At 37.7% G+C, this 21,044-nt stretch carries 14 protein-coding genes; 8 read left to right on the top strand and 6 right to left on the bottom strand.

Features of this window, described 5'->3' with window-relative positions; all coding sequences use genetic code 11:
* Positions 1–78 precede the first annotated feature (78 nt).
* From hutH to hutG, 4 genes are all read left to right on the top strand, one after another.
* Entirely contained in the window at positions 79–1,659 is a 1,581-nt protein-coding gene (gene hutH / locus H344_RS0114440; RefSeq protein ID WP_026810963.1) for a histidine ammonia-lyase, read from the top strand.
* A gap of 37 nt (positions 1,660–1,696) precedes the next feature.
* Positions 1,697–2,944 (top strand): imidazolonepropionase, encoded by a 1,248-nt coding sequence (gene hutI, locus H344_RS0114435; protein WP_026810962.1) that lies wholly within the window; start codon positions 1,697–1,699, stop codon positions 2,942–2,944.
* A gap of 19 nt (positions 2,945–2,963) precedes the next feature.
* Positions 2,964–4,973, top strand: coding sequence for a urocanate hydratase (locus tag H344_RS0114430; RefSeq protein ID WP_240484991.1), 2,010 nt, complete (start codon positions 2,964–2,966; stop codon positions 4,971–4,973).
* Between the two features lie 883 nt (positions 4,974–5,856).
* On the top strand, positions 5,857–6,822 hold the full coding sequence (gene hutG / locus H344_RS0114425; protein ID WP_026810960.1) for a formimidoylglutamase: 966 nt from the start codon (positions 5,857–5,859) through the stop codon (positions 6,820–6,822).
* Between the two features lie 19 nt (positions 6,823–6,841).
* On the opposite strand, the gene H344_RS0114420 is transcribed toward hutG, so the two are convergent.
* Together H344_RS0114420 and H344_RS0114415 are read right to left on the bottom strand one after the other, a co-directional pair.
* Positions 6,842–7,999, bottom strand: coding sequence for a homogentisate 1,2-dioxygenase (locus H344_RS0114420; RefSeq protein ID WP_026810959.1), 1,158 nt, complete (start codon positions 7,997–7,999; stop codon positions 6,842–6,844).
* Between the two features lie 323 nt (positions 8,000–8,322).
* A complete protein-coding gene (locus H344_RS0114415) occupies positions 8,323–9,018 on the bottom strand; it encodes an NUDIX hydrolase (RefSeq protein ID WP_026810958.1) in 696 nt (231 codons plus the stop codon).
* Between the two features lie 136 nt (positions 9,019–9,154).
* Here H344_RS0114415 and H344_RS0114410 point away from each other — a divergent pair, with 136 nt between their 5' ends.
* On the top strand, positions 9,155–9,376 hold the full coding sequence (locus H344_RS0114410; protein ID WP_026810957.1) for a hypothetical protein: 222 nt from the start codon (positions 9,155–9,157) through the stop codon (positions 9,374–9,376).
* On the opposite strand, the gene H344_RS0114405 is transcribed toward H344_RS0114410, so the two are convergent.
* Positions 9,360–10,271: a universal stress protein gene (locus H344_RS0114405; RefSeq protein ID WP_026810956.1), complete on the bottom strand. Its 912-nt coding sequence runs from the start codon at positions 10,269–10,271 to the stop codon at positions 9,360–9,362. The genes H344_RS0114410 and H344_RS0114405 overlap by 17 nt on opposite strands.
* A 341-nt stretch (positions 10,272–10,612) precedes the next feature.
* Here H344_RS0114405 and H344_RS22295 point away from each other — a divergent pair, with 341 nt between their 5' ends.
* Positions 10,613–10,747, top strand: coding sequence for a hypothetical protein (locus H344_RS22295; protein WP_262482290.1), 135 nt, complete (start codon positions 10,613–10,615; stop codon positions 10,745–10,747).
* A gap of 432 nt (positions 10,748–11,179) precedes the next feature.
* Here the strand turns inward: H344_RS22295 and H344_RS0114400 are convergent, their stop codons facing one another.
* Positions 11,180–11,866: a Crp/Fnr family transcriptional regulator gene (locus tag H344_RS0114400; protein ID WP_026810955.1), complete on the bottom strand. Its 687-nt coding sequence runs from the start codon at positions 11,864–11,866 to the stop codon at positions 11,180–11,182.
* A 124-nt stretch (positions 11,867–11,990) separates the two neighbouring features.
* Between H344_RS0114400 and H344_RS0114395 the strand changes: the two genes are divergently transcribed.
* Positions 11,991–14,369, top strand: a complete 2,379-nt coding sequence (locus H344_RS0114395; protein WP_026810954.1) for a heavy metal translocating P-type ATPase — start codon at positions 11,991–11,993, stop codon at positions 14,367–14,369.
* Positions 14,370–14,393: 24 nt separating this feature from the next.
* On the opposite strand, the gene H344_RS20390 is transcribed toward H344_RS0114395, so the two are convergent.
* Complete coding sequence (locus H344_RS20390; protein ID WP_051254339.1) at positions 14,394–15,911, bottom strand: glycoside hydrolase family 5 protein; 1,518 nt, start codon at positions 15,909–15,911, stop codon at positions 14,394–14,396.
* A gap of 537 nt (positions 15,912–16,448) precedes the next feature.
* Between H344_RS20390 and H344_RS0114385 the strand changes: the two genes are divergently transcribed.
* Entirely contained in the window at positions 16,449–20,474 is a 4,026-nt protein-coding gene (locus H344_RS0114385) for a hybrid sensor histidine kinase/response regulator transcription factor (RefSeq protein ID WP_026810953.1), read from the top strand.
* A 300-nt stretch (positions 20,475–20,774) separates the two neighbouring features.
* On the opposite strand, the gene H344_RS0114380 is transcribed toward H344_RS0114385, so the two are convergent.
* On the bottom strand, positions 20,775–21,044 hold a 270-nt coding region (locus H344_RS0114380), incomplete at its 5' end, for a transposase (protein ID WP_026810952.1).

Below are 21,044 nucleotides of genomic sequence, written 5' to 3'. Positions count from 1 at the left end.
AGTTATTAATTGCCTAACTTATTGGTATTGGCAATTATCAAACATAATCAATAATTTTATATTCATAAAAAATCATCTATGTCCAGTTCAACAAAATCATTCCAATTTGGAGAGGATCATCTTACCGCAGGAACGGCGCTATCCATTGCAAGGGGAAGTATTAAAGGAGAGATTTCTTCCACTACAAGAGAAAAAATCCAATCTAGTTTTAATGTAGTTGCCAACATTGTAGAGAAAGGTGATCCGGTATATGGAATCAATACCGGATTTGGTCCCTTGTGCACCACCAAAATATCTAAAGCGGAAGTCAAAACATTACAGACCAATATTTTAAAAAGTCACAGTGTAGGGGTTGGACCACCAATAGAAACAGAAATTGCCAAACTGATGATAGTCCTAAAAGTCCACTCCCTTGCCAAAGGATATTCTGGAATAGCAGAGGCTACTTTAGACCGAATATTATGGCATATAGATAATAATGCAATTCCTCTAGTTCCCTCACAGGGTTCTGTTGGAGCATCCGGAGATCTGGCTCCCCTTTCCCATCTCTTTCTGCCCTTAATAGGACTGGGGAAAGTAAATTACAATGGAGAGGTAATGACTACTGCGGAGCTATTTAAAAAAGCGGGACTCCAGCCCTTAAAATTGGGTCCCAAAGAGGGGTTGGCACTTATTAACGGCACCCAGTTTATAGCTGCCCATGCTGTAAAAGTAGTAGAGAAAATGCAGGCTTGCCTTACTCAAGCAGATATTATTGGCGCTATGATGATAGAAGGCTTACAGGGTAGTGTTAAACCCTTTTTTAAAGAACTACACCAATTACGTCCTTTTAAAGGGAATGACCACGTTGCAGCGAACATTCGGTTTTTATTAAAAGGTTCTGAAATTATGGAAGACCACATTAATTGCGAAAGAGTACAGGATCCTTATTCCTTGCGATGCATTCCACAAGTGCACGGCGCCTCTAGAAATGCATGGCTGCATCTAAAAGAACTTTTGGAAATAGAACTCAATTCGGTTACCGACAACCCTATTATTATTGACGAAGACTTAACCATCAGCGGAGGTAGTTTTCACGGTCAGCCCTTAGCCATGGTGTTAGATTATGCTTGCTTGGCAGCCTCCGAACTAGGTAATATTTCAGACAGAAGGATTTACCTCGCTTTAGAAGGAAATAGTCCTGGTGTTCCCAAATTACTGATGGAAGACACAGGTATTAATTCGGGTTATATGATACTACAATACACTACTGCGGCTTTGGCGAGTGAGAACAAGGGGCTTTGCTTTCCCGCTAGCGCAGATAGTATTCCCACCTCTTTGGGGCAGGAAGACCATGTTAGTATGGGATCTATCAGTGGAAGAAAAGCCCTGCAGGTATTAGGAAATGTAGAGAAAATATTGGCTATAGAGCTTCTGACCGCTGCCCAAGCATTCGAGTTTAGAAAGCCCTTGAAGTCAGGCATTATCCTGGATGAAATCCATAAGGAAGTCCGCAAAAAAGTAGCCTTTGCCAATAAAGACCGCGTCTTTTCTGATGATATTGAAAAGGGAATCGATATTATTCAGAATAAGACCCTCATCCGCATCGTACAAAAGGTAATGAAACAACATAAGCTTACACCGAACAGTCCGTTTGAGGGGGAGTTTGAAAATTATTAATAATCAGAAGTGTAAGCAAATCAAAAAAAATATAGACATGAATCAATATTCACTCATAGGTCCTTTTAAGCAACTATTAACGATGACTGGCATGCCAATAAAGGGTGCCTTACAAGACAGTCAACTACCAATAATAGAAAATGGGGGTATTATTACCAAAGGTGATGAAATCTACGCAGTAGGGCATTTTTCGGACCTAAAAAAAGAGGCTCAGGATTTAAACGCAAAACCCATAAACATAGATTCAGATCTAGTATGTCTGCCTGGATTTATAGATGCCCACACGCATATTTGTTTTGGAGGAAGTAGAGCCAACGACTACGCACTAAGAAATGCTGGCAAGACCTATTTGGAAATTGCCCAGTCCGGCGGAGGGATATGGGATACGGTTACCCAAACTAGGAAATCGAGTGCTGAGAAGCTCGTTACAGGAATAAAAGATCGAGCTGATAGGCATTTGCACCAAGGGGTGACTACCATAGAAGTTAAGAGTGGCTACGGACTATCAGTTGAGGAAGAGTTGAAAATGCTAAACGCTATTGCAACCGCAAATAAAACCATTGCAGCCGACCTTATTCCGACCTGTTTGGCAGCCCACATGATGCCCAAAGATTATAAGGGCACTCCTGAAGAATATTTATCAGAAATAAGTACTACCCTTTTCCCAATTTTAAAAGAAGAAAATCTAGCCACTAGAATAGATGCTTTTTTAGAGGAAGGTGCCTATTCTGCTATTTCTATCGCTCCTTATTTTAAAAAGGCAAAAGAGATGGGATTTGATATTACGGTACATGCAGATCAATTCTCTACGGGCGGTAGTGCCGTAGCCGTAGAATATGGGGCTATAAGTGCCGACCACTTAGAAGCCAGTACGGAAACAGAGATTCAACTTTTAGCGAACAGTAATGTAATTGCCACTGCCCTACCAGGTGCCTCTATGGGGTTGGGCTGCAACTACACTCCCGCCCGCCGATTGTTGGATGCTGGGGCCAGTGTTGCCATTGCAAGCGATTGGAATCCTGGTTCTGCCCCCATGGGTAATTTGCTAATTCAAGCCGCTGTATTGGGAACTTTTGAAAAACTCAGCAATACTGAAGTACTTTCTGGAATTACCTATAGAGCTGCTGCAGCATTAGGATTAGAAGATAGAGGAAAAATTGAAACGGGATTCCTAGCAGATTTCATCGCATTCCCCACCCATAACTATAAGGAAATATTATACCAGCAGGGAATGCTACAACCTACTATGGTTTGGAAAAAAGGCAGACTTGTAGTTGGACAATAATCGATAAAATATGGCAGCTGTGAAAAAAGACAATTTTAAAGCACTAATACTACAAGGGATTCCGGCGGAGTTACCGCCCAAGAGAACCTATACAAAAAATACCAATCGAGCACCTATCCGAAAAGATATCCTCTCCAGGGAAGAGAAAAAACTGGCCATTAGAAATGCTTTGAGGTATTTCCCTGCAGCATGGCATACCGAGCTGGCAATAGAATTTGCGGAGGAACTGAATACCCTTGGTAGAATCTATATGCATCGCTTTAAACCAGAATACCCCATTTATGCTAGACCGATAAATGAGTATCCTGCTCAAACGCCACAGGCTGCCAGCATTATGTTGATGATACAAAACAACCTAGACCCAGCTGTAGCACAACATCCCGAAGAACTTATTACCTACGGCGGAAATGGGGCCGTATTTCAGAATTGGGCGCAATACCTACTTACCATGCAATATTTGGCAAATATGACGGAAGAGCAAACGCTTCACATCTATTCCGGTCATCCTATGGGGTTATTCCCTTCGTCTAAAGAGGCACCAAGAGTAGTCGTTACCAACGGAATGATGATCCCCAACTATTCTAAACCGGACGATTGGGAAAAATACAATGCCCTAGGCGTTACGCAATACGGACAGATGACAGCAGGTTCCTATATGTATATTGGTCCGCAAGGAATTGTCCATGGTACCGCTATCACCGTAATGAATGCTTTTAGAAAAGTGTTGAAAGCTGGTGAGACTCCTGCGGGTAAAATTTTCCTTACGGCTGGACTCGGAGGAATGAGCGGAGCACAGCCAAAAGCGGGGAATATTGCTGGATGCATTACAATTTGTGCTGAAGTAAATAAAGCAGCTGCAGAAAAAAGACACCAACAGGGATGGGTAGATGAACTTATAAAGGATATAGACCAGCTAACCACTAGAGCAAAACAGGCCATTGCTAAGAAAGAGGTAGTTTCCCTTGCCTATCTTGGTAATATAGTGGACGTTTGGGAGAAATTTTATGAGGAGGATATAGCTATTCATCTAGGATCCGACCAAACTTCCCTACACAACCCATGGTCGGGAGGGTATTACCCAGCCGGACTCACTTTTGAGGAAGCAAATACTATGATGAGCAAAGAGCCCGAAGCTTTTAAGGAAAAGGTTCAGGCCTCTTTAAGAAGGCAAGTAGCCGCTATTAACAAACATACCGCCAAAGGCACCTATTTCTTTGATTACGGTAATGCTTTTTTATTGGAAGCCTCCAGAGCAGGTGCAGATATCATGGCGGATAACAAAATCGATTTTAAATACCCCTCCTATGTTCAAGATATTCTTGGACCTATGTGTTTTGATTATGGATTTGGTCCGTTTAGATGGGTTTGTACTTCGGGAGAGAAATCTGACCTACAAAAAACAGATGCTATTGCTTTAGATGTGATGGAAGAAATAAAAGCCACAGCCCCTCCCGAAATCCAACAACAGATGCAAGACAATATTAAGTGGATCAGAGAGGCCAAAAGCAACAATCTCGTAGTAGGATCACAGGCTAGAATTTTATATGCAGATGCAGAAGGAAGGGCCAAAATCGCGGAAGCATTTAATAGGGCTATTGCCAATAAAGAAATCTCCGCTCCGGTTGTATTAGGAAGAGACCATCACGATGTAAGTGGTACGGATTCCCCATACAGGGAGACCAGTAATATATACGACGGTAGCAAATTCACAGCTGATATGGCTATTCATAATGTAATTGGAGATAGTTTTAGGGGTGCTACTTGGGTATCTATCCATAATGGTGGAGGAGTAGGTTGGGGCGAAGTGATTAATGGAGGATTCGGAATGGTTCTAGATGGATCTGAAGCAGCATCCAGGAAATTAAAGAGCATGTTGTTCTATGATGTAAATAATGGTATCTCTAGGAGAAGTTGGGCAAGAAACGAAGAAGCCTTATTTGCAATAAAAAGAGAAATGAAACGCAGTCCGCAACTAAAAGTAACCCTACCGAATATGGTAGCGGATGATCTGCTGGAGGATTTATTTTAGTTTGTTATTAATTTTGATCTGCGATCGGTTTGACTAAAGTCAGATAATCATATCCAAATCTAAATCCTCCAGATAAATCTGGAGGCTATTCAAATCGGTCTGGGAATAAAGCTTAATATTGCGAGCAAAAAATAGCATAATCAAGAATCATTGTAATACCTACATCCCTCAACAGCAATCTCATGCATTAAACAATATAATCTATTATGAATAGCCCCTAGCTTCAGCTAGGGGGATAGAAAAAATAATATATCTTGGCTTTAGCCAAACTCTAGGCGTAGATAAATTTTTGATTACATCCAGTTGGACTAAAGTCCAATGACCGTACAAATCTAAATCCTCCAGATAAATCTGGAGGCTATTCAAATCGGTCTAGGAATAAAGCTCAATATTGCGAGCAAAATAGCATAATCAAGAATCATTGTAACACCTACATCCCTCAACAGCAATCTCATGCATTAAACAATATAATCCTATTATGAATAGCCCCTAGCTTCAGCTAGGGGGATAGAAAAAATAATATATCTTGGCTTTAGCCAAACTCTAGGCGTAGATAAATTTTTGATTACATCCAGTTGGACTAAAGTCCAATGACCGTACAAATCTAAATCCTCCAGATAAATCTGGAGGCTATTCAAATCGGTCTAGGAATAAAGCTCAATATTGCGAGCAAAATAGCATAATCAAGAATCATTGTAACACCTACATCCCTCAACAGCAATCTCATGCATTAAACAATATAATCCTATTATGAATAGCCCCTAGCTTCAGCTGGGGGGATGGAAAAATAATATATCTTGGCTTTAGCCAAACCCTAGGCATAGATAAATAATTAGATCCTCTGGAGGCTGTTCATAATACTCAAAACATTAATTTTATAGAAATGAAAAACTATATCCCCACAAATCCCGACCTCTGGAATGGAAGAATTTCCGAGAAGGAACTATACCTCCATGAAAAGGTGCGCCATATTAACATAACAGAGACCGGTATTCCCCCATTTTCTGAGCAGGCCTATGCTATTTTAGGATATGCCTGTGATGAGGGCGTCAGGCGAAACCAAGGTAGGCCTGGGGCAGTAGATGGACCCGATGCCATTCGTCAACAATTGTCTAAAATGCCGAATCATTTGAGTGAGGATACCACGCTTTTAGAAGCAGGTACTATCCAGTGTTTAAACTCCAACATGGAAGAGGCACAGAAATCGCTGGCATCAAGTGTTTCTCGATTACTAGAATTAAACACCTTTCCTATTCTAATTGGAGGAGGACATGATATTGCCTATGGGCATTTTAATGGAATAAAAAACTACTTGACTTCTACCAAAAAAAACAAAACCATTGGTATCATCAATTTTGATGCTCATTTTGATTTACGCTCCAATACTCTTGGAAATAATTCTGGAACTCCCTTTTATCAGATTGCACAGGACCAAAAATTGGAGAATCAGAAATTTAAATATATGTGCCTCGGCATTCGTGAAGATGCTAATACAAAATCCCTTTTTAATACTGCAAAAAATTTAAACGTCACTGTTATTCAAAATAAACGTTTCAACCTTCACCATCTTGCCAACCTAAAAACTAAATTAGAGCGCTTTATAAAGGAAGTAGATTATATATATACTACCATTGATCTTGACGGATTTTCCTCTGCCTACGCTCCTGGGGTTAGTGCAGCATCACCAATGGGGTTTTCCCCAGAAATAGTTTTGGAATGTTTGGAGATTATTAAAGACTCCGAAAAAATGATCAGTTTAGATATTGCAGAAATGAACCCTTCTTACGATAAAGATCATCAAACAGCGAAACTAGCCGCTTCTTTAATTCATTTTGTACTACATCATTAAATAATAGGTGACACCTACCCTACTCCATCCAAGATTGGAAATACTTGCCATCATCTATATCTAAAGCTGCCTGAGTGAGTTGCAGCGGCCTAAATGTATCTACCATTACCGCTAATTCTTCGGTCTTAGATTTCCCTATACTGGCTTCATAGGTACCGGGATGCGGTCCATGAGGTATTCCCGCGGGATGTAAGGATATAAATCCTTGATCTATATTTTTCCTGCTCATAAAATCCCCATCCACATAATACAATACCTCATCGGAATCGATGTTGGAATGATTATAAGGAGCAGGTATGGATTCTGGATGGTAATCGTACATACGCGGCACAAATGAACAGACCACAAAGGCAGAGGTCTCAAAGGTCTGATGTACTGGTGGCGGTTGATGAATCCGCCCCGTAATGGGTTCAAAATTATGAATAGAGAATCCATACGGATAGTTATATCCATCCCAGCCTACCACGTCAAAAGGATGAGCGGCATATACCAAATGATGCAACTGCCCTTGTTTCTTCACTTTTAGCAAAAAATCTCCCATTTCATCATGGGTTTGTAGATTTGAAGGGAGCTTAAAATCGCGCTCACAAAAGGGAGAATTTTCCAAGTGTTGACCAAACCAATTCCGATATCTCTTAGGGGTATAAATGGGGTGATAAGATTCTGTTATAAACAACCTATTATCCTCGGTTTTAAAATGAATTTGATAGATCATCCCACGTGGAATTAAAAGGTAATCGCCATATTCAAAATTAATTTCTCCCAGCATCGTTTTTAAGACCCCACTTCCTTTATGAACAAACAATAATTCATCTGCGTCTGCATTTTTATAGAAGTAATCCGTCATGGATTTTTTGGGTGCGGCCAATGCTATATGCACATCGGAATTAAATAAAACTACCTTTCTACTATCCAAAAAATCATCTGTAGGTCTAACCTCAAATCCATTTAGCAATCGCGATTTTATATTATGGTCTACAGCAGCTCTTGGAGAGATATCCAAAGTTTTACCTACTTCCTTTACCATAATAGGTCGGTGTAAGTGATACATTAAAGAGGACATTCCTTCAAAACCAATAGTTCCAAAAAGCTGTTCATAGTGAAGACTTCCATCGGATTTTTTAAAGATGGTATGTCTTTTCTGGGGAATCTTACCTAGCTTATGGTATAATGGCATTGCTGTAGTTTTATAATATGAATCCCTTTCTTAGGCATTCTATAATTAAAAATACAATAAATTACAGCTGTTAGGAAATATTCTAGGCTTAATTATAGGGGAATACAGTTTGTTATAAAACAAAAAAAGCCCCCCATAATGGAAAGCCTTTCATCGGTTATTGTTGTACTAGAATTACATCTAGTGTTATTCAACAATTTCAACCTAAGTCCCAATTCTCACTGGGACACAACACAACATCGCAAAGATAGCAAAGCTTTCATTATAAATACACTTTGCAGCATCTTATTTCTTTCGCTTAATAAATCCCTGTTTTACAATCGCTAAAGCACAAAACTAAAGCCCGATTTCTCCAATTTCCTATATTTCTTATTATCAAACTGATATAAAAAAGCCCCTTTTTTAGAGTTCGTCTTATCCTTTTCCTTCAATTTAATAAGGAGATCAAAGGATAATAGCTTCTTTCTAAAATTCCGATCATCCATTTTTCTTTGGTAAATAGATTCGTATAAAATCTGAAGTTGTGGAATGGTAAATTTCTCAGGCAACAGTTCAAAACCGATAGGTTTCCTAGTCGCTTTTTCTCTGAGGCGCTCTAACGCATCGGAAATCATACTGTGGTGATCTAATACTAGATCTGGCAACTGGTCCAAGGCAAACCATTTGGCTCCGTGATCTTCTACCTGCCCCTTGTCATAATCATTAATCCTAATAAGAGCATATTGGGCTATAGAAATACACCTAGCTCCGGGATCGCGATCTACATCGCTATACACTTTCAATTCTTGTAGAAAAATATTTTCCAAGCCAGTAAATTGGAATATAACCCTTCTTGCCGTCTCGGTAACACTTTCTTCCTCCTCCACAAAACTCCCAATTAAAGACCATTCCCCTTTAAAAGGAGCTATCCTTCTTTTAAAGACCAATAGTTTTAATATCCCTTCGTCAAAACCAAAGACAATACAGTCGGTTGCTACAAGAATCTTAGAATTTTCGGTATAGCTGTTTTTAGTTCCCAATAATAGTTTTCAAAAATTGAAGTGATTAATACCAAAAATAAGCCTTTAACATTTAAAACTCAATAGCATTCACATTCTGTTATTTATTACTCCCTTAACAGGAAGGAATTCCTGTTTTTCGTAAATTAATAATAAAATGAGAAAATGGGCAATGTTCTGGGTAATAGCCACAACAATGGTCTTGGTCATACTTGCTATTATGGCCGCAATAAATTTTCCTTTTAATTGGGTCTTTTATCTTACGGTAGTGGGACAGTTAATGGTTATCTATATGGTATATAGGGTACTAACCGACGATTACACTACCAACAAGACTTTCGAAGATTTTTATGAGGACCATTCTATTGAGGGGGATTAGAAACAGGCTCTTGTTTACCACGCTTACTATGTGGTGGTGTTCCCATGCCCAATTCTGGAATAACCAATAGCGGTATTTGGGTATGAAATACCATCCTCTTCACTACTGGTTCGCGGGTCATTTTTTCCATAAAACTATGTTGGTAGTTAAGCATAGCCAATAAATGAATTCCTAATTCATTGGAAAAAACCTCTAAAGTTTTGGAAACGGAATTTAATTCCGACACCGTATGTACATAATGCTCCACCTCACTTAAATATTTCCGTAACATATTTAGATTAAATTGCTGGACTTCCGTTAGGGCTTTAATTTCATATTGTACGTGTACTATCCTAATGACCGCCTTAAAAGATCTAGCCATTTCTAGCAGGGGTCGCAGTTCCGAATTAGTATAAAATCGATTAAAATCTGTTGCAAAAGCAATCTCGGAAGGGGTTATAAAGGTAAAATTGCGGGGAATTGCCAATACCGGACAGTTCTTTATGGACTTTATCATCCTCACTGTATTGCTTCCCATAAAAACTTCCTCTAATCCGCTAGCCCCTTTTGTACCTGTAATAACTAGATCTATTTTTTTGGTCTCAATGATATTTTTCATCTCATCTACCAATAAGCTAAAAGAAGAAATAGTTTCAAATTTATGGTTAGCATTATAGCATTCGTTATTGATGCGTTCTACAAATTGCTTTAGGCCCTTTTCAGAATTACACTTAACCACATCCTCGCAAGCTTTCCCCACCACTGAGGTTGCCATAAACCTACTATGGGCAATAGTTGGTGTATATGTATTTAAAACATAAAACGTACATTCTTCCTCCTTAAAAAGGGAAATAGCATACTTGGCCGCATTCCAGGCGTCTGCAGAAAAATCTGTTGGCAACAATATCTTTTTCAATTCCTTTTAGATTTTAAATATTCCTTAAACCAGTAATCTTTATCGAGGTAAAATTAATGGAACCACCCAGCTGAATCTATGACTTTTATCATATTGAATAGGGATGATGGCTGATTGCTAGAATAGTGGGGCATAACCAATTATTGTGTTTATGCGAACAATGTTCATTAAATATTTATCGAATAAATAAAGTTTTCCATATACGTTTAACTGAGTCTCACCCAATTATATTCTTTCATTTTCTTTGCTTGTCCAAAGAAAACGAAACAAAAGAAAAGACACCTTCTCCAATGAATTTTTTAGATCGAATCTAAAAACCGGTTTCAAAACTCCGCGCTTTTTTGAAAAACAAAAAGCTGAGTCTCGGAGCTTTTGAATCCTATTCTGTGGATAAGGAAGACAAAACAAGAAGCCTTATTGCAAAGGTTTTCGGCCTACTTTCTCTTTTAGTCTTAAATGAAAGAGTTTCTACCTAGTTGAAGGTGGACGACCATAGAGCATTTCACATTAGTGAAAGCGGCTTGGACGCTTTGGTAGTAGAAAATCCGTAGATTTCAATAAAAGAGAAATAAATCTAGATTCTTCCAGCCCCTGCCCGAACTAGGTCAGGCGGGCGTACCGGAACGGGCGGGTTGACTACTTTTTTATTCATAGGCTTCTTTAATGTTTTTATAGGAATTCATGAATGCTATGTATTTCATCAATGGAAAAAAGTATTGACATGTCAAAAAAGAAGGTTCTTGCCATTGTTTTTACTGTTAATTTAAGTCATGTACAACCTTTGAGCTTGGTTCAAATTCATTATCACAACTATAGGAACTAAAGAAAATAAGGAACTCTAACAAGTCCAATCCGTTAGAAGGAATCTTGGTAGAAATAGTCAATAATTTGAGAGTAATTTCAACCGCTTATATCCCTACGGCAAGATCCGCTAGTCCTTTAGCATCTACAATGGCTATTTTTTTGCCAGAAGCTTTAATAAGACCTAACTTTTTAAATTCAGAGATAATCCTAATCGCTGATTCGGTTGCTGTTCCTACCACATTAGCAATATCTTCTCTAGAAAGGGTAAGAGCCAAATAGCCTTTATCATCAACTCCAAAATTATCTTCTAAATATATAAAGGCTTCGGCAACCCTTTGTTTTACCGTTTTCTGGGACATATTTACGATAACGTCATCTGCCTCTTTTAAATCGTGTGCCATATGTCGTAATACCTCAACGGCAAAATTAGGATTACTATTTAATGTATCTACAATAGCATCTTTAGGAATAAAACAGACTTCCATATCATTTACAGCAGTAGCGCTAAGGTTGGCTACTTCCTCGGAAATTACAGATCGCTGCCCCAATACGGCCCCTTTGGTTGCCAATTTCACAATTTGATCTTTCCCATTGGAGCTCAATTTTGAAAGCTTGGATACCCCGCCACGAACGCAAAATACCCCATTTAGCTTTTCTCCTTCTTCAAAGATGGTCTCCCCTTTTTTAAGTATCTTGGTCGTTTTAGTATCCGAGACTCTTTTTAATTCCTCCTTGCTCATAGCACGAAGGGAATTAAACTGGCGAATAATACAATTTTCACATCTGCTCATATGCACTAAGTTTTAACCTGACAATGCAAAATTAAAGTTTATAAAATAGGATGAACTGACAATTGTCATGTTTTGAAAAGATCATGGCAACCATCTTTGCAGATGCGTATAAAGTAAATATGATATGGATATGCTAACTTGTTACCATTGTGGTGATGTTTGTGGAAATACTACAATAAACTATGATGAAAGAAGTTTTTGCTGTAACGGCTGTAAAACGGTCTATGAGATATTCTCTAGCAATGACCTGTCCTATTATTACGACTTACAATCGGCCGCAGGGGCTACTCCCAACGAAATTGAAGGTAAGTTCGACTTTCTGGAATCCGAAAAAATACAGGAAAAATTCATCGAGTTTAGCGACAATGGCCTTCAAATTGTAAACTTACAGATTCCGCATATCCATTGCAGCTCTTGTATTTGGGTCTTAGAAAATCTTAATAAGTTATCCCCAGGAATTTCAAGCTCTCAGGTAGACTTCCCAGAAAAAACAGTGAGGATCAATTATAATTCGGATAAAACCTCATTAAAAGACCTTGTAATTCTATTGGCTAGGATTGGGTATGAGCCCTATATTTCCCTAAAGGATTTTGATAACGATAAAAAGGGAAAAGATAGAAGTTTAATCTACAAATTAGGAATAGCAGGCTTTGCTTTTGGTAATGTCATGTTCCTTTCCTTTCCAGAATATTTTGATGTAGGGGAATATTGGTTAGAACAGTTTAAAGTGGTTTTTAGATGGGTAATGTTTGCATTTTCCCTGCCCGTAGTTTTTTACTCCGGACAAGACTTTTTTATTTCCGCATATAAAGGTCTGCGGTCTCGGTATTTAAATCTAGATGTCCCTATAGCCTTGGGTATTCTTGTACTTTTTATTAGGAGTACCGTTGAAATTATTTTTGATTGGGGTTCTGGGTTTTTCGACAGTCTCACTGGTTTGGTGTTTTTCTTACTCTTGGGCAAGTTCTTTCAGCAGAAAACCTATTCCTACCTTTCTTTTGAGCGCGATTATAAGTCCTATTTCCCTATTGCTATTACTAGGATTACTAAGGGCAATAAAGAAGAAGACGTACAGGTTTATGATATAGAAAAAGGGGACCGACTCCTTATACGCAGCGGGGAGATTATCCCTGTTGATGCTATATTGATTAGTGAAAACGCAAAAATAGATTATAGTTTTGTTACTGGAGAGTCCGAGCCAGTACTTAAAAATTCTGGAGACAAAATTTTTGCTGGGGGAAAACAATTGGGCAGTGCCATAGAACTTGAAACGGTAAAATCTGTTTCACAAAGCTACCTCACCCAATTGTGGAGCAATGCTGTTTTCCAAGACGACAGATCTAACAGCTTTAAGACCATGACAGACGGTATTGGCAAGCGATTTACTATTGCTGTTTTATCAATTGCTTTTGTTTCTTCTATAATATGGATGTTTTTAGACCCTAGTAAAGTAATAAATGTATTTACTGCGGTACTTATTATAGCGTGTCCCTGTGCCATTGCTTTAGCAGCCCCATTTACTTTAGGAAACATGCTGCGATTATTCGGACGCCATAAGTTTTACTTAAAGGATAGTAACACTATAGAAAAACTGGCACAGATAGACACTGGAATTTTTGATAAAACGGGAACCATTACCACCGCCGCTGATAGTAAGGTAGAATACGAAGGAATGGAGCTCACCTTAGAGGAAGAGTCCCTCTTAAAAAACACCCTACGCTCCTCTAACCATCCTTTAAGCAGGAAACTATATGAACTTTTGGCAGACCATGATATTATCACCTTGGCGCAGTATGAGGAGCAACTAGGTCACGGTATAACAGGAGTTACCGCCGAGAACAAAATAAGGGTAGGTTCTTCTTCTTTTGTAGGCAATTCGCAGCCCAATCCTTCGGAAAAAACTGCTGTACATATCAGCTCCAACGATGAATACAAAGGGCGATACATTTTTCAGAACCATTATAGGGACGGGGTAAAAGAAATATTCCAAGATATGTCCTCCGACCTAGAGTTGGCCATACTTTCTGGAGATAACGATGGGGAAAGAGCCACGCTTAGCAAATTATTGCCACAAGGGACCGCAATGTACTTTAACCAGAAACCGGAAAATAAGTTAGCTTTTATAAGCGAATTACAGGATCAGAATAGAAAGGTTTTAATGGTTGGCGATGGCCTAAACGATGCGGGAGCATTGGCACAAGCCGAAGTAGGAATTGCAATATCGGAGAATGTAAATGTATTTTCCCCGGCCTGCGACGGTATTTTAGATGCTAAGAATTTTAAATACCTATATCAATATATCCTTGCATCAAGGAAAGCTATTAAAATAATTAAACTGAGTTTCTTACTTTCCTTGATGTATAATGTGATAGGACTATATTTTGCTGTTACTGGTCAATTACAACCCGTTATTGCAGCTATTCTAATGCCATTGAGCTCTATTAGCATTGTAGCATTTACTACAATAGCTACCAATCTATTGGGGAGGAAATTAGATAGGTGAACACCTTATTATATCAAGACAGGCTTACTTATCAAAATAAAGGGTTAATTTTCTTTCTGCCTTGCTATCTTCTGGTGGTATAACTAACCAAGCTGCGTCTGAATAATTAATTTTTTCTATCTCCACATTTCCCCATTCCTCTAGTGCTTCCCTGTTTAACTTGGATAGGGAGGGAATAAAGATCATAGTCCCGGCATTACTTTTTTTATCTTCTTTCCAAACTATATTAAACTGCTGGGAATCAAAATCATTTCCATAACTAATTATTTCCCCATTTACATACGCTGGGTATGCGCGGACAAGAATTTGCTTAAAATATTCCAAATTCTCCGTCCCAGGATCGTAGCTCCAATAAGCATTACCAAAAAGGTGTTTTTCAATTAATTGCACTGCATTTTTTGCTGTAGGAATAACACTTGTAGAATTTCCATAAAAAGCCCCCCACTCCCCCAACCAGACTGGCATTTTTAATTGCTCTCCCTTTTTAGCAATCTGATTATAGATATAAGAGACTCTCTCCCTGGATGCTGTAGCCACAGCCTCCGTATCTGTTACAAGGTCATATCCATGAGGGGCATAGGCCACTAAAGGATCTGGTGTACCATCTGGTAGGGTTGTTCTCTCTATACTACTTACCACTCCCGTATTACTATAATAGCTATGTTCCAGAAATAAAATATTGTTCCTATCTACTTCGCGAATCGCATGGGCAACCTTCTGATACATCTTTTGCAAGTGGTTAGTTTCAAATTCTTTGTTAAGTTTATAAAGCTTACTAAAAACAAAATCATAATTTTCCTGGTTAGAGATTAATTTAAGCACCTCCATTCTTTGCTTTTCAACTATCCACATATCGGCTAATTGCGATTCCTCTAAAACCTCCTCTGTAAGTGAATAATATAACTCCCCAAAGGCCATAAGCAAAGTTTTAGTAGATTCTATAGCACTAGATCCCGGAAAGGGCTCGTTCATAATATCGTACCCAATCACTGTAGTATTATCTGCATACCTAGTAGCAATATGTTTCCACAAGGCGGCATAATGATCTTGAAGTCCAATCCCATCACTTGCCGGTTTGTTGAGCCAAAAATTATCGAAAGCTGTTTGTACGGCCTCGCTCATCATATAAGCGTCACTCCAAATTGCTCCTGTTGTATGTGGTTTTCCCTCGTCTAAAGTAGCCCATTCAGGAGCGCCATCGGCATATTTTACACTATATAGATCCTGATGCATATCTAATACAACAAAAAGATTATTCTTTTCTGCAAGTGCTATCCGCTGATCTATTTCTTTTAAATATTCTTCATTATAGACCCCTGGTTCTGGCTCTAATCGATCCCAAATAATAATAAACCGAATACAATTTACTCCCCATTTCGACAAATTCTCGTACAGTTCTGGCCCACTCTGAAAGATATATCCCTCATTCTTATTTTTACTGACAATATTTATTCCGTTTAAAATAACCTGCCTTCCCCTTTCATCTACAAACCGATTACCGTTAACCGTAATTGATTTTGGTAAATTGGATTGATTAGTCATCCGAGAATTATCTTTGCTTTTGCATGTTATAAAGAAAATCCCGAGCAACAATATTACTACAGGGATAATCTGAATCTTACTATTTATCTTCATTTAAAATTGACTCTAGATTTCAACTGATATATTACACTACCAACACTAATCGTTGGTTCATCTTTTACTTAAAAAACTATTTCCCAAAATTGAATTTTACTTCCATAAACATTTTAGGACTACTACAATAATCAAAGGGCGATAAAAATCACCCTTTGACTTAAAATTAAACAACTCAAAAAAACTAACTTTCTAACGAAACCATAACATTCAAAAAATAAACAGCCCAAACCTTGTGCTTTTTATATAACAGAACATTATCAACTAACCTTAACTATTCAATAATACATAGCAAACAATATTGGTTGTTATAACAGATTCTAATATCTATGGCACAATTTCACGAAATACAACAAATTCAGCGTTGTTTGGCATATTTTCGGAATACGTTTCTTAATATTCCTATCAAATCCTTATTTTCACCAAGGACAACAATTACTATTTATGAGCTTTAGAAATATTATTTTGCCCTTTGTATTAGTGGTATTCTTTTTAGGGAATATGGCGTATTCACAAATTGTTAATTACAATACAAAAGATGGTTTAGCTTTTAATAACGTAGACCATATAAGTGAAGATGACGAAGGGCTTATCTATATTTCTACTGGAGAAGGTTTAAATGTTTTTGATGGGAGCCAGTTTACGCTATTTAATTTGCACAATACCGACGGCTTTAGCAATAAGATCTCACAAACTTTATTTTTAAAAAAAGGACTGATATTGATTGGCACCCAAGATATGGGCCTTTTTATATTGGATAAACTGAAAAATAAAATAGTCCCTTTAGTCGTCAAAAAGATTGACTTTGAATCCTTACTTGGTATTAACTCCTTATTTCTAGATAGCAATAATATAGTATGGGTAGGTAGTGAAAATGGCACGTTATTTTCTTTTCCCCTTACGGATATCGATTCAAATACTTCTGATTATGAGTTGACGGATGCAGAAGTTCTTACCACTTTGTCGGGAGCAATTCATACTATTCTAGAAGTGGGAAACACCATGTTAATTGGCATAGAAGACTCAAAGATATTTAGGATCCGAAAATCTAACCACAATTACATTATTGATGATCCTATTGAAGTAGAGGGAGCCTCTAGAATAACGAGCCTAGCTATTGATAAAGATGCTCTGTTTTTAGGAACAAACAAAGGTCTTTATAAAGTAGCAGATTTTGTCCTTAAAGAGAATAAAAACGCATACTCTCTTACCGATACTTGGAAATTAGACCAGACGGAGATACGCTCCCTTACACCTTATAAAAACACCATTTGGGTAGGTACGGAAGGACAAGGTATTTATAATTTATCCATAAATGGTAAAGAGCTAGAGCATTTTCAATATGAACAGAATAAACGCAATAATTTAAATTCCGATTATGTGCTGACTACCTTTATAGACAGCAACAATAATCTTTGGATTGGCACCTGGTTTGGAGGAATGAATGTTATTGATTTAAGCGAAAAAAATTATTCGGTTATCTATGATGAGGAAAATGAGAAGAATCTCTTCTCTAATATAATATGGGCAACAGCCATACTACCCGATGGCAGAGTTTTTATTGGCACACATGGAAATGGACTGGGTGAGCACATCACAGGTCAAAAAAACTTTAAGTCAATAGTTAACAATGAAGATATACGGTCTATCTCCACCCTTTATTATGATCCCATCAGCAAACTATTGCTTATTGGAACTTGGGGCAATGGGGTTAAAATGTACGACCCAGAAACGCAAAAACTCGTACCCAACATATACAACTTAAGCCTATTAAACCAAGATCGTATCTCTAGTATAACCCGCGGCCCAGTAGGCAATTTATGGATAGGAAGCTTAGAAAACGGACTTTTTCAACTCCAAAAAGATAAAGCCCAACTAGAAAAAATAAATTTACCTAATGATTCTTCTGCAACCCCTACCGATATAAAAAGTTTAAAAAGCGATATTAAAAACAACTTATTATGGGCAGGATCATCCAAAAATGGTCTGTTTTCATTAGAACTCGATGAGAACGGCAACATAGGTAACATAAAAAACTATACAACTTTTGCTGACAATAGTGACAAGATTTATGTAGAGAATTTATTCCTTCATAATAATGGAGATCTTTGGGTTTTATGTAGAAATGGCATAGGAATAGTAAAACCAAACGAAGCTCCAGAGCGGCACCCTTTAATTGATGGATGTGTGGTAACAGGAATTGCAGAAGATACTTCTAATAACCTATGGGTAGGCACTAGAAAAGGGATATTTAAACTAGATCCAGAGGTGGTAACGGCTACTTATACCCTTTCTCAATATTCTTGTTTTAATGTATTATACAATCCTTTGGATAATACAATTTTAACCGGAACAGACGACGGATTGCTAAGAATAAAACCTGACGAACCACTACGTCTTCCTCCTTTCCCAACCCTAATGTTGTCGAAACTAAATGTCTTAAGTCAGACCATTACTCCCCAAAAAGAATTTAATGGCAGGGTAATTTTACCTCAAAACCTAAATTACTTAGATACTATTATATTACCCCATAATAGCCAGTCTTTTTCCATCGACTTAAATGCCCTAACCTATACTGGGAAAAAGAAAGTTAGATTACAACATCGTCTAAACAAGTTTGAACAGGAGTGGACAGAATCTACTGGTATATCGAACATTGCCAATTACACTAATGTGCCTTCGGGCACCTACGAATTAGAGGTTCGGGTAGGACATGAACATCTAGGTTGGAATCCACAATCCCGAAAACTAACCATCATCAAATTAAAACCTTGGTGGGCGTCCCCCTTAGCCTATCTGGTATACGCTATATTACTAATACTTATTCTCTATATCATTATTAAAGAGGTTAAAGCACGGATAAGAATAAATCAGGCATTGAAAATTGAAAAAATAAAACAAGAGGGAATTCACGAGCTCTACCAACAAAAGCTTTCCATCTTTACTAATGTATCACATGATCTACGCACCCCATTAACCCTTATAATTGGTCCTATAGAAGAAATGCTTTCTAGTGGTGAGATAGAGCAAAAGTTTCAAAGAAAGCTATTGCGAATGCACAAAAATGGGCAGATGTTATTAAATCTTGTAAATCAGATTTTAAATTTTAGACAGGCAGAGAACAATATGATGGATTTGGAATTGGAGCAAATTGATCTAAATGCATTTGTAGAAAATACCTGCTCTCAATTTCAAGAATTAGCCCAAACCAATAAAATAGATTTTGAAGTATGCTGCCCGGAAGAAAAATTAACTCTGGTAGCAGATTCCAATAAACTAGAATCTATCCTGATTAATTTAATCTCTAATGCCATTAAATTTACTCCAAAATATGGAGAGGTATCCGTACAGGTATATAATGATGAAAACTATATTTCCATTAGTGTGTTAGACACAGGGATAGGCATACCCAAAGACGATTTAGAGTCTATCTTTTCCCAGTTCTATAGGTCTAGGAATTGTGAAGACTTACAAGGGAACGGAATTGGCACTACCCTAGTTAAAAAATACACAGAAATACACAACGGAAAGATAGAGGTACACAGCGTAGAAAATGAGGGTACCGAATTTATTGTTCATTTCCCAATAATTGATGAGTTCTCTAAATATCCGCACCATATTATCCAAACCAATCCAGAGTTTAGCACAGAAAACTCCCCTAAAATTGAAACCTCACCCATAAATCCTAAAGACTATTCTGTATTAGTAATTGACGACAGCGAGGATATTAGAGAATATTTAAAAGAGATTTTGGAGGATGAATACAAGGTCTATACTGCAGACAATGGAAAGGAAGGACTTTCTATAACCCATAACAAAATGCCAGATCTGGTTATTTCCGATATAATGATGAAAGGCATTACGGGAACAGAAGTGTGCTCACAGATTAAATCCAATGTGAACACTTCCCACATTCCCGTAATACAATTGACCGCCAAAACATCTATGGATTCTAAAATTGAAGGTTTTGAGAAAGGTGCTGATGCCTATATAGAGAAGCCTTTTAACAGCAAGCTATTACTAACACGAGTTAAGAAAATAATAGAGAAAAAGGAGAATATAAGAAAAACAATGCTAGAATCAGACACGCTATTAGTGGAGGCCCAGCCACAATCTGTAGACGAACGGTTTATTGAAAAAATCATTAGTCTAATAGAGTCTAATATTTCAGATTCGGAGTTCTCGGTGCAAAGTCTTATAGAGAATATGGATATGAGTCAAGATCAACTTTATAGAAAAATAAAGGCGCTAACCGGACTTTCCATTAATCATTTTATACGTTTAGTGCGATTAAAAAAAGCCGCGCGTTTGTTGGCCAGTGGAGATTATACCGTAAGCGAAGTCTTGTTTAAAGTTGGGTTTAACAATCCGTCCTATTTTACACGTTGTTTTAAAGCAGAATTTGGAGTACTCCCAAAAGATTACTGTCCAACTACAGCTCCAACTATGGCAAACAAGGATTCAAACTAAGGGAAGGTTAATCCTAGACACCAATTTAACTTAGACTTTCTATGGGTTCATCATTAAACGCGTTCCACGATAATATTTAAATAGAGAAAGCAGAATTATCCAATTTGGAAATTCTGCTTCTCTTAGTAATAATATATGAGTATTTAATATTTTATAATTTTCAATGGCCCATTGTTAATACCAACAACAATCCCTCTATCTGCCCCCACTTTTATTGATTTCATTTCTTTAACATCATAAGGCAGACTTAAACCGCTCTCTAGCAATGAAATAGTTGTAACCTGAGTTCGGGATAAGCATTTAGTAAAATAATGCTAATTGTCCATTTTTATTTTGCTCTTTTTCAAATTTGATTCCCGGTTTCTTCTCTTGGAACGAATAAGCTATTAGGCTTGAGACAAGATTAGTTATGAAATTTCCGAAGCTCCTGTGTCTAGAGTGTTCTGCGTCACATATATTTTTAAGCTGATCGTTTATGGTTTCTATAATTGAGCGTTTTCTAAGTAGTATTTTGTCCCTGAGGGTCATCAGTACATTCTTCATATTGTTTCTTATTCCAGTAACCAAGTG

Origin of the sequence: Arenibacter latericius DSM 15913, assembly GCF_000424985.1 — a bacterium.
Classification (GTDB): Bacteria; Bacteroidota; Bacteroidia; order Flavobacteriales; family Flavobacteriaceae; genus Arenibacter; species Arenibacter latericius.
Note: the sequence above shows the minus strand (reverse complement) of the source record. Positions and strands in the feature narration are given on the sequence as shown.

Bases quoted from the DNA above. Each gene is read 5' to 3' on its own strand.
- H344_RS0114400 (WP_026810955.1), bottom strand. From the start codon at position 11,866: ATGAGCAGATGTGAAAATTGTATTATTCGCCAGTTTAATTCCCTTCGT.
- H344_RS20390 (WP_051254339.1), bottom strand. From the start codon at position 15,911: ATGACTAATCAATCCAATTTACCAAAATCAATTACGGTTAACGGTAAT.
- H344_RS0114395 (WP_026810954.1), top strand. From the start codon at position 11,991: ATGGATATGCTAACTTGTTACCATTGTGGTGATGTTTGTGGAAATACT.
- hutG (WP_026810960.1), top strand. From the start codon at position 5,857: ATGAAAAACTATATCCCCACAAATCCCGACCTCTGGAATGGAAGAATT.
- H344_RS0114410 (WP_026810957.1), top strand. From the start codon at position 9,155: ATGAGAAAATGGGCAATGTTCTGGGTAATAGCCACAACAATGGTCTTG.
- hutH (WP_026810963.1), top strand. From the start codon at position 79: ATGTCCAGTTCAACAAAATCATTCCAATTTGGAGAGGATCATCTTACC.
- H344_RS0114385 (WP_026810953.1), top strand. From the start codon at position 16,449: ATGAGCTTTAGAAATATTATTTTGCCCTTTGTATTAGTGGTATTCTTT.
- H344_RS0114420 (WP_026810959.1), bottom strand. From the start codon at position 7,999: ATGCCATTATACCATAAGCTAGGTAAGATTCCCCAGAAAAGACATACC.
- hutI (WP_026810962.1), top strand. From the start codon at position 1,697: ATGAATCAATATTCACTCATAGGTCCTTTTAAGCAACTATTAACGATG.